6 protein-coding genes, 21 tRNA genes and 1 rRNA gene are annotated in these 9289 nt (G+C 46.3%); 2 read left to right on the top strand and 26 right to left on the bottom strand.

From position 1 onward, the window contains the following. Positions 1–58: 58 nt before the first annotated feature. Genes menB through J7I90_RS23905 form a run of 4 tightly spaced genes read right to left on the bottom strand, consistent with a single transcriptional unit; the run spans position 59 to position 4850 of the window. Positions 59–871 carry a 1,4-dihydroxy-2-naphthoyl-CoA synthase gene (menB, locus tag J7I90_RS23890; RefSeq protein WP_370029151.1) on the bottom strand — a complete coding sequence of 271 codons (813 nt, stop codon included), beginning with the start codon at positions 869–871 and terminating at the stop codon, positions 59–61. A 7-nt stretch (positions 872–878) separates the two neighbouring features. Next, positions 879–1700, bottom strand: coding sequence for a 2-succinyl-6-hydroxy-2,4-cyclohexadiene-1-carboxylate synthase (menH, locus tag J7I90_RS23895; RefSeq protein WP_214774103.1), 822 nt, complete (start codon positions 1698–1700; stop codon positions 879–881). After that, positions 1697–3448 (bottom strand): 2-succinyl-5-enolpyruvyl-6-hydroxy-3-cyclohexene-1-carboxylic-acid synthase, encoded by a 1752-nt coding sequence (menD, locus tag J7I90_RS23900; RefSeq protein WP_214774105.1) that lies wholly within the window; start codon positions 3446–3448, stop codon positions 1697–1699. Before menD ends, menH begins: the two co-directional genes overlap by 4 nt. Next, positions 3441–4850, bottom strand: a complete 1410-nt coding sequence (locus J7I90_RS23905) for an isochorismate synthase (RefSeq protein ID WP_214774107.1) — start codon at positions 4848–4850, stop codon at positions 3441–3443. The genes menD and J7I90_RS23905 overlap by 8 nt, the downstream gene beginning before the upstream one ends. Positions 4851–5148: 298 nt before the next feature. Here J7I90_RS23905 and J7I90_RS23910 point away from each other — a divergent pair, with 298 nt between their 5' ends. Both J7I90_RS23910 and J7I90_RS23915 read left to right on the top strand, forming a co-directional pair. Then, entirely contained in the window at positions 5149–6069 is a 921-nt protein-coding gene (locus J7I90_RS23910) for a 1,4-dihydroxy-2-naphthoate polyprenyltransferase (RefSeq protein ID WP_214774108.1), read from the top strand. A gap of 143 nt (positions 6070–6212) precedes the next feature. Then, positions 6213–6962, top strand: coding sequence for a TraR/DksA C4-type zinc finger protein (locus J7I90_RS23915; protein ID WP_214774110.1), 750 nt, complete (start codon positions 6213–6215; stop codon positions 6960–6962). Positions 6963–7003: 41 nt separating this feature from the next. Here J7I90_RS23915 and J7I90_RS23920 read toward each other — a convergent pair. The 22 genes from J7I90_RS23920 to rrf all read right to left on the bottom strand — a co-directional run bounded on the left by J7I90_RS23920 (position 7004) and on the right by rrf (position 9102). Next, positions 7004–7075, bottom strand: a tRNA-Glu gene (locus tag J7I90_RS23920). 3 nt (positions 7076–7078) lie between these two features. Beyond that, positions 7079–7169 (bottom strand) — tRNA-Ser (locus tag J7I90_RS23925). Between the two features lies 1 nt (position 7170). Then, positions 7171–7245: transfer RNA gene (locus J7I90_RS23930), tRNA-Asn, on the bottom strand. Positions 7246–7257: 12 nt separating this feature from the next. After that, positions 7258–7334 (bottom strand) — tRNA-Ile (locus J7I90_RS23935). A gap of 5 nt (positions 7335–7339) precedes the next feature. Continuing rightward, positions 7340–7413, bottom strand: a tRNA-Gly gene (locus J7I90_RS23940). A 4-nt stretch (positions 7414–7417) separates the two neighbouring features. Further along, a tRNA-His gene (locus J7I90_RS23945) sits at positions 7418–7493 on the bottom strand. 17 nt (positions 7494–7510) lie between these two features. Further along, positions 7511–7586, bottom strand: a tRNA-Phe gene (locus tag J7I90_RS23950). Positions 7587–7609: 23 nt separating this feature from the next. After that, positions 7610–7685 (bottom strand) — tRNA-Asp (locus tag J7I90_RS23955). 6 nt (positions 7686–7691) lie between these two features. After that, positions 7692–7765 (bottom strand) — tRNA-Met (locus tag J7I90_RS23960). Between the two features lie 104 nt (positions 7766–7869). Then, a tRNA-Ser gene (locus tag J7I90_RS23965) sits at positions 7870–7962 on the bottom strand. Between the two features lie 21 nt (positions 7963–7983). Further along, positions 7984–8060 (bottom strand) — tRNA-Ile (locus J7I90_RS23970). 10 nt (positions 8061–8070) lie between these two features. Further along, positions 8071–8147: transfer RNA gene (locus J7I90_RS23975), tRNA-Met, on the bottom strand. 28 nt (positions 8148–8175) lie between these two features. After that, positions 8176–8251 (bottom strand) — tRNA-Ala (locus J7I90_RS23980). A 17-nt stretch (positions 8252–8268) separates the two neighbouring features. Continuing rightward, positions 8269–8345, bottom strand: a tRNA-Pro gene (locus tag J7I90_RS23985). Positions 8346–8356: 11 nt separating this feature from the next. Beyond that, a tRNA-Arg gene (locus J7I90_RS23990) sits at positions 8357–8433 on the bottom strand. A gap of 10 nt (positions 8434–8443) precedes the next feature. Continuing rightward, a tRNA-Leu gene (locus J7I90_RS23995) sits at positions 8444–8532 on the bottom strand. Between the two features lie 12 nt (positions 8533–8544). After that, positions 8545–8619 (bottom strand) — tRNA-Gly (locus J7I90_RS24000). Positions 8620–8627: 8 nt separating this feature from the next. Continuing rightward, a tRNA-Leu gene (locus tag J7I90_RS24005) sits at positions 8628–8709 on the bottom strand. A gap of 7 nt (positions 8710–8716) precedes the next feature. Next, positions 8717–8792: transfer RNA gene (locus J7I90_RS24010), tRNA-Lys, on the bottom strand. A gap of 21 nt (positions 8793–8813) precedes the next feature. Then, a tRNA-Thr gene (locus tag J7I90_RS24015) sits at positions 8814–8889 on the bottom strand. Positions 8890–8899: 10 nt separating this feature from the next. Then, positions 8900–8975, bottom strand: a tRNA-Val gene (locus J7I90_RS24020). 11 nt (positions 8976–8986) lie between these two features. Then, positions 8987–9102 (bottom strand): 5S ribosomal RNA (gene rrf, locus J7I90_RS24025). Positions 9103–9289 lie beyond the last annotated feature (187 nt).

Below are 9289 nucleotides of genomic sequence, written 5' to 3' on the forward strand. Positions count from 1 at the left end.
AGAAAACAGCCCGGCGATTTTCCGCCAAGCTGTCAGTCTCATCGATTCTCGCGTTTCATTAAGGGAAACGAGGGAATTGCCCAAAGTCCGGAGTGCGTTTTTCTTTGAATGCATCGCGGCCTTCTTTTGCTTCTTCTGTTGTATAGTATAGAAGTGTAGCGTCACCAGCCAATTGTTGAAGACCTGCAAGGCCATCCGTATCGGCGTTCATTGCCGCTTTCAAGAAACGAAGTGCAGTCGGGCTCTTCTCAAGCATTTCTTCACACCATTTAACCGTTTCCGCTTCTAATTGGTCTAAAGGCACGACCGTGTTTACCAATCCCATATCCAATGCTTCCTGTGCATTGTATTGACGGCATAGGTACCAGATTTCACGCGCCTTTTTATGACCCACGATACGTGCAAGGTAGCCAGAACCATAACCAGCATCAAAGCTTCCAACATTCGGTCCAGTTTGTCCGAAAATTGCATTGTCAGCAGCAATCGTCAAGTCACATACCACGTTCAAGACATTACCTCCGCCAATTGCATATCCTGCCACCATGGCTACGACCGGTTTTGGAATGACGCGGATCAAACGTTGCAAATCAAGAACATTTAGACGCGGAATGTTATCTTCACCCACATATCCGCCATTTCCGCGAACTTTTTGGTCTCCGCCTGAACAGAATGCTTTGCCGCCTACTCCTGTTAAAATAATGACACCAATGCTGGAATCATCACGCGCCCTTGCGAATGCATCAATCATCTCAGCAGTCGTTTTTGGCGTGAATGCATTATGTACATGCGGTCGATTGATGGACACTTTCGCAATCCCGTTATATTTTTCATATAAAATCTCATCATATTCACGTATTGTTTCCCATTGAATCGTCACATTAATTCCTCCCTATATTTCGCTTTAAAAACTCACTTATTATTTTACCAAACTTTTCTCCAACTTCCACATGAATCGCATGTCCCGCATCATTTATTATTTTCCATTCGGCGCGCTTCAGCTTTTTTTTCATCGAGTCCGCTATTCGACAAAACTTATGGTCAAGTTCACCGGTTAAAAGGAGCACCGGGAAATCAAGGGTTTGCAGTTGTTCCCAGTAAGAAGCCTGACTGCCGGTCCCCATGCCAAGGAGGCTATTGGAAAGGCCGGCAGGGTCATTGGCCAACCGCTGCTCCCGAATGGCTGACCTGGTTTTGGCCGACAACCGTTTTTGGCTTTCAAACAGCGGGATGTTTTCCCATTGATCCACAAACGCTTCCATGCCATTTGCAAGAATCCGTTCGGCAAGCTTCCGATCATTTCCCCTTCGGATTTCCCGTTCCTCTTCTGTTAAAAGACCTGGTGATGCACTCTCCAGTATCAGTGTATCAACATATTCAGGATACAAACAGGCAAATCCCAATCCGAGCCTTCCGCCCATCGAGTATCCAAGAATATGGGCTTTCGGGAAATGTAACACATCCAAAATATACTTGATATCCTCAGCCACATTTTCCAGCTCATACCTTCGATGATCGGCTGGTGACGCAGACATGCCATGTCCGATGATGTCGACCATGATCAGCGTATACCTGTCACTCAGTAGCGGGATGAGAAATTTCCATGTATCCCGATTTCCCGTAAATCCATGCAAAAGTACAAGAGGATCCCCATTTCCCGTTATTTCAACAGCATAATTGACATCCTTGCTGACAATATTCATGATATTTCCCTGTCTAACACCATTTTTATTTCCTGGGAAACAAAGCTCCACAAATTTCGATGCTTTTGTAAATTGGACTCTCTTTCTGTCGGTACTTCGATGATTTTCAGACCTTGGATTTCGAACGACTCTGTAAATACCTTCTTGAACTCATCCCAATTTTGCACCTTGTTGTATTTACCGCCATAAAGCTGGGCAGTATGTGAAAAATCAAGCCCATGAGGCGTGCCGAATAGCGTTTCGAAATGTTCCCTCTCATTTGACTGCGGCAAGAAGGAAAAAATGCCGCCGCCATCATTATTAACCAGCAAAATCGTGATATTTTGTTTTTGAAGTTTTGCTGCAAGCAAGCCATTCATATCATGGAAAAAGCTTAAATCCCCGATTGCCAGCACCGTATTTTTCGATACCGTGCTCACGCCAAGTGCAGTGGAAACGACACCATCGATACCATTCGCCCCGCGATTGGCAATGGTTTGGATTCCTTTTTCATTATTCAAAAAGAAAGTGTCCAAATCTCGTATAGGCATACTATTCCCGACAAATAACGTCGACTCCAATGGCATCATATCAGCAAGCAAGGCGAACAGCTTGCCTTCGCTTAACTCCGCTTCATCCCTTACGGAGGCTAAGGCATCCTTCGTCGCTCCGTTGACGGTTTGCCATAAGCGAAGCCATTCATCATCAGGGGAAGAAGTAATGCTTTCAGCTATTCGCAGACAAAAATCTTTCTCTTCGCTGTAAATCATATTCGTTGCCAAACCGGCTGGTTCGCGCCAGCCTGCTCCGCCATCGACGACCAAAGTAATCGCCTGTTTTTGCTTTTTCATGAATAACAATAACGGTTTAGAAACAGGCATTGCCCCAAATCGCAAGATCACTTCCGGCCTGAACGCCGCTTTTGCCGTTTCATCGCGCAGAAACGTATCGTACGCATCAATGATGACGGCTTTATCATGCCTTCCGCTCCTTAACTGTGAAAGGGGATCAGCCAGTACCGGAAAAGCAAGTTTTTTCGCTAATGCGACAATGGCTTCCTTCATCTCTGGATGCGGTAATTCGCCACATACAATGATACCTTGCTTAGCTTTTGACAATGTAGTTGCAACCGCTTCTACTTGTGATGCGGACAATGACCGTTCTCCACTGTCAATCAACACTGAAGGCTTCCTTTTATTTTGCCGGTACTCCTTTGCTTGGTCCAGGTCCGGAATCAATGGTTCCCGAAGCGGGAAATTCAAATGTACAGGCCCTGCCGGTTCAGCGGCCGCTGTAGCCACTGCCCTTGCACCGACCGTTCTGGCATACCGCATCATCCCATCCGTGCTTTCAGGAAGTGCCATTTCGACAAACCATTTTACATGTCTCCCGTAAAGGTGTATCTGATCGATTGCCTGCGGGGCTCCGACATCACGCAATTCATGCGGACGGTCAGCGGTAAGTACAATAAGCGGCACTCTTGAATAGAAAGCCTCGATGACGGCTGGGTAATAGTTTGCAGCGGCTGTACCGGACGTACAAAGAAGTCCGACAGGTTCTTTTAAAGCCTTAGCCAAACCAAGGGCAAAAAAAGCAGCCGAACGCTCATCCACATTAATATGAATTTCGATATCAGGATGTTCCGCTAGCAGCAAAGCCAGGGGCGTGGATCGTGAACCTGGGCTCACCACCACATGTCCCACCTCATTTTGTGCAAGCTCATCGACGAATGAAGCAGCATACGCTGTCAATGCATCTCGGTCATTCATTAAGATTTCCTCCTAAAGCACTTAACATCGGATTGAATTTAATCCCCGTTTCCCGGAATTCACTTTCGGGTGTCGAATCTTCCACAACTCCGCATCCGGCAAAGAGCGATGCCTCATTGTTCTGTATCAGGGCAGAACGTATCCCTACAGCGAATTCCCCGTTCCCATACGTATCCACCCAGCCTAAAGGACCCGCATAAAACCCGCGTTCCAGACCTTCCAATTCCCGAATCCGGACAACAGCCTTTTCTTTTGGAAGTCCGCCCATGGCAGGTGTGGGATGGAGGTTCTCGACAAATTCAAAAATCGTGACACCTTCCTTGGATATACCGCAAACCGGTGTGTACAAATGCTGGATATGACGGTTTTTCATAAGTGTCGGTTCGGCCGGGACCATCACCTTTTCGCATACAGAATCAAAAGCATTGGATATCATCGACACGACATATTGATGCTCTTGTAAATTCTTTTGGTCATGAAGCAATTCTTCACCAAGACAAACATCTTCTTGCTCATCTTTCCCTCGCCGCATCGATCCGGCAAGACAGGTAGAAAAAACTTCATTTCCCTGTTTCTTAATCAAACGTTCGGGAGTGGCACCGACAAAACAGTCACCACCAGCCTCCAAACTGAAAATATAACTCAATGGCTGCTCAGCAATCAATTGTTCAAGCACTTTCCCTGAATCGATGGAACGTTCAAAACCAAGTCGAAGCTCCCTTGCCAAAACAATCTTGTCAAGATCTGTCGTCTTGATTTCCTGAACAGCCTCTGCGACCGTCCGCTTCCATTCCTCTGGTTCGACTTCCCTCTGCATAACAAGGGAATTTGCATTCAATCCATTGCCATCCAAGCTTTCGAAGAGGAAAGCTTCCCGTTCATTTATCATATCTATGAAGAGTTTTTCTGAATCATCAGGCGAACAAAGTAAGTTTGTCGTTAAGTAAGCTTGTTTCCCCACTATTGACAGCATGAAGGCAGGTATATAAAACAGGTTGTCCCCGAACTGATTCCAAAGGAGCGTACTGTCAGTTTCATAATCAAAAGAAAAGCCCCCAAACAGTAAAGGACCTGTCGCTTCTACATCGGTCACTCCTGTTTTGACAGCATCATTCTGCAGTTTGATCCAGCTCTTTTCGACTTCTCTATAACGTTCGGCATTCGATGCCGCTTTGAGTTTCTTAACATTGCCTAAACCGGTGATGGTTATTTCCTTTGCAGGGTCCTCCCAGAAAAAGCGTTCACCTGCATACCGTTCTCTTCCAGCTTGATAAAATGAAAGGGGGTTGTTACATTTAATCTTCTTAATATGACTGAATAGAACTTGATCATTCAAGTCCTTCGCCTTTTTTATAGCTGAAGCCAGTCCCTGAAACTGTACAGTTTCCTCTGAGATAGCCAAAAAAATCCCCCCAAGTGTACATTTTAAAAGCTATTTAACCTATTTAAAGATACACCTCCCTTGAACCTCATGTCAATAAAACGCCCCTTTACCGAACGATTCTTCCCTGCTTTTTTCCTTATTATATGAATCTTAGCGAATGTAGAGAAATACCCTTGATTTTGGAAATGCATCACCCATGAGTTTCAATTACACCAATACCCACTTTTCCTGCATTTATTAGGATAACCTTTTGTGCAACATTTCAATATTTGTTATAATTTCGAGAGAACCAATAATGATTTTGAGGAGAGAAATAATGCAAACAGAATACGACGGACTTCCCCTTAAACGGACCTGGAAGATTTGGTGGGAGTTAATTCGTCCACATACACTAACCGCAGCTTTTGTCCCAGTCTTACTTGGAACTGTGATTGCACTTTTGGAAGATGGAGTGAATTGGTTACTATTTGCTGCCATGATGATTGCAAGTATCCTGATTCAAGCTGCAACCAATTTATTCAATGAATACTATGATTTCAAGAGAGGCCTGGATACGGAGGAATCCGTAGGCATCGGAGGCGGGATCGTCCGTCATGGGATGACCCCCAGACTAATCATGAACTTGGCCCTTGGCATGTATGCCATCGCCTTGATCATCGGAATCTATATCTGTGCCGCATCATCTTGGTGGCTTGCTGCAGTAGGCCTCGTTTGCATGCTTGTCGGCTACCTATATACAGGCGGTCCCCTTCCCATATCATATACACCGTTCGGGGAACTTTTTTCTGGATTGTTCATGGGCTTTTTGATAATCCTGATCGCCTTTTTCATTCAAACCGGTGATGTTTCTTCAACAGCCATCTTAATTGCCATTCCAAGTGGGATACTGGTAGGGCTGATCAACTTATCCAATAACCTTCGTGATCATGATGGGGATAAGGCACATGGCCGCAAAACGATGCCAGTCGTGATGGGCAGGAAAAACGCCCTGACATTCATGGCAATCATGTTCGCTTTCTCTTATCTATGGCTTGTTGGGCTCGTTCTTACCGGAAACGTTACGGCTTGGATTCTCCTTGCCTTCCTTAGCATACCGAAGGCCATGGCCGCAATAAAAGGCTTCGTAGGTAAAACACAGCCGATCACGATGGTGCCGGCAATGAAAGCCACTGCCCAAACGAACACCTTCTTTGGCTTACTCATGGCCATTGGATTATTCATCAGCTATCTTATATAATCTCCGGGGACTGAGCCATCCGCTCAGTCCTTTTTTCTATCTTCCGCACCATATTGTTTTCCTACCCTCAGATTCGGGTAATAGATAATACAACCACCTTACCAATAAAAAGAGATTTGGACTTTAAAAGGAGTGAATCGGATATGGCAACGGAACAACAAACGCAAAAATTCAAAAAAGAACTGCTTCAGGAAAAAAATGAGCTATGTAATAGAATTCAAAATGATGAACAATCCGTTCTGGATAAAAGCCAGACGGAATCCGTAGGTGAATTATCATCCTATGATAATCATCCTGCTGACCTAGGGACGGAATTATTTGAGATGGAACGGAATCAAGCACTCGATGAGCATGCACAATCCGAAATGGAGAAAATCGATGAAGCTTTGAAGGCCATGGAAGAAGGAGCATATGGCCATTGTAAAACCTGCAATAAGGAAATCCCCATCGAGAGGCTTGAAGCGATCCCAAGCACCCTCTACTGTGTCGAGCATGCCCCAGAACGAAAGCTTTCACAAGACAGGCCAGTGGAAGAGGATATACTGATTCCATCCAAGGGTGATCATTTTGAAAATCGTCATGGAATCGAAACGGCGGCTAAAGAAGATAGCTTTGGTGAAGTGGCCAAATTTGGTACATCAGAAACGCCATCTGATTATACCGGCGATCATGACAATTACAATGATCTTTATAAAAACGAGGATGAAACGGATGGATTTCCTGAAGACTATGAAGGATTTGCCGCAAATGATATCGAAGGAAAAGCGAGAGTGGATATACCGAACAAAAAGCAAAAGGCATATGAAGAAACCCTGAAAGAAGAAAATATAGAATCCCTACTTGGAGACATTCCCTATAAACAAAAAGATGGTTATATCAAGGAAAAGAAATGAAAAAAAGAAGCATACATGAATGTATGCTTCCTTTTTTGTTATGACCCGTACGGGATTCGAACCCGTGTTACCGCCGTGAAAGGGCGGTGTCTTAACCGCTTGACCAACGGGCCAACTGGCGGAGAAGGAGGGATTTGAACCCTCGCGCCGCTCGCGCGACCTACACCCTTAGCAGGGGCGCCTCTTCAGCCTCTTGAGTACTTCCCCATGGCTCCGCAGGTAGGACTCGAACCTACGACCGTTCGGTTAACAGCCGAATGCTCTACCACTGAGCTACTGCGGAACAATATGAATATGGTGGGCCTAAATGGACTCGAACCATCGACCTCACGCTTATCAGGCGTGCGCTCTAACCAGCTGAGCTATAGGCCCATATTTGGAGCGGGTGAAGGGAATCGAACCCTCATCATCAGCTTGGAAGGCTGAGGTTTTACCACTAAACTACACCCGCGAAATGGGGCGACTGATGGGAATCGAACCCACGAATGCCTGAACCACAATCAGGTGCGTTAACCACTTCGCCACAATCGCCGTAATTTTGTAAGATATGGTGGCTCAGGACGGAATCGAACCGCCGACACAAGGATTTTCAGTCCTTTGCTCTACCGACTGAGCTACTGAGCCACATATGTATTCAATTTAAATAATGGCGGTCCCGACGGGAATCGAACCCGCGATCTCCTGCGTGACAGGCAGGCATGTTAACCGCTACACCACGGGACCTAATAATTGCGGGGACAGGATTTGAACCTGCGACCTTCGGGTTATGAGCCCGACGAGCTACCGGACTGCTCCACCCCGCGACGGTAATAATGAAACGATTCGCATCAAGTTTTCGTGAATATTGTTTCGTCCGCATCCTTTATGTAAGGTTGTTTTAAAACAACTCGCTGCTTTTAGAGAAAAATGGAGGAGGTAGAGGGATTCGAACCCCCGCGGGATTTGACTCCCCTGTCGGTTTTCAAGACCGATCCCTTCAGCCGAACTTGGGTATACCTCCACGGCTTTTAAAAAATGAATATGGTGGACCTTGTAGGACTCGAACCTACGACCGGACGGTTATGAGCCGTCTGCTCTAACCAGCTGAGCTAAAGGTCCTTATATTTATTGGTAGCGGCGGAGGGGATCGAACCCCCGACCTCACGGGTATGAACCGTACGCTCTAGCCAGCTGAGCTACACCGCCAATATAATATAAGTTTCTGATTGAAAAATGGTGGAGCCTAGCGGGATCGAACCGCTGACCTCCTGCGTGCAAGGCAGGCGCTCTCCCAGCTGAGCTAAGGCCCCATTCATTAAAAATCACGTGGTCGGGAAGACAGGATTCGAACCTGCGACCCCTTGGTCCCAAACCAAGTGCTCTACCAAGCTGAGCTACTTCCCGCAATAAAAACATGGTGCGCCCGGCGGGAGTCGAACCTACAACCTTCTGATTCGTAGTCAGATGCTCTATCCAATTGAGCTACGGGCGCATATTTAAGATGGTGCCGAGGACCGGAATCGAACCGGTACGGTAGTCACCTACCGCAGGATTTTAAGTCCTGTGCGTCTGCCAGTTCCGCCACCCCGGCATAAATAAATAGTGGAGCGGAAGACGGGATTCGAACCCGCGACCCCAACCTTGGCAAGGTTGTATTCTACCACTGAACTACTTCCGCATGAAAGATGCGGGTGAAGGGACTTGAACCCCCACGCCTTGCGGCGCCAGATCCTAAGTCTGGTGCGTCTGCCAATTCCGCCACACCCGCATATAAATGGTGAGCCATGAAGGATTCGAACCTTCGACCCTCTGATTAAAAGTCAGATGCTCTACCAACTGAGCTAATGGCTCGTGCTTGTACTATCTTAAAAATGGTGCCGGCAAGAGGACTTGAACCCCCAACCTACTGATTACAAGTCAGTTGCTCTACCAGTTGAGCTACACCGGCAGGTGTAAAATGGTGGAGGATGACGGGATCGAACCGCCGACCCTCTGCTTGTAAGGCAGATGCTCTCCCAGCTGAGCTAATCCTCCATATGAAACCTGCTTGGCGACGTCCTACTCTCACAGGGGGAAACCCCCAACTACCATCGGCGCTGAAGAGCTTAACTGCCGTGTTCGGAATGGGAACGGGTGTGACCTCTTCGCTATCGTCACCAAACAATGTTAACATTTTTTCAAGACATATATTATTATAACGTCTTTTTGAGAAAATGCAAGAAGAAATTTTCATTCCTTCAAAACTAGATAATAAGAAGGTATTTCATTTTTTTAAAAAGCGTTGGTTAAGTCCTCGATCTATTAGTATCAGTCAGCTCCACATGTCGCCATGCTTCCACCTCTGACCT

It is taken from the genome of Bacillus sp. ISL-57, assembly GCF_018613135.1.
GTDB lineage: Bacteria > Bacillota > Bacilli > Bacillales > DSM-1321 > Peribacillus > Peribacillus frigoritolerans.

Coding starts and splice junctions, on each gene's coding strand:
- menH (WP_214774103.1), bottom strand. CDS start 1,700: ATGAATATTGTCAGCAAGGATGTCAATTATGCTGTTGAAATAACGGGA.
- menD (WP_214774105.1), bottom strand. CDS start 3,448: ATGAATGACCGAGATGCATTGACAGCGTATGCTGCTTCATTCGTCGAT.
- J7I90_RS23910 (WP_214774108.1), top strand. CDS start 5,149: ATGCAAACAGAATACGACGGACTTCCCCTTAAACGGACCTGGAAGATT.
- J7I90_RS23915 (WP_214774110.1), top strand. CDS start 6,213: ATGGCAACGGAACAACAAACGCAAAAATTCAAAAAAGAACTGCTTCAG.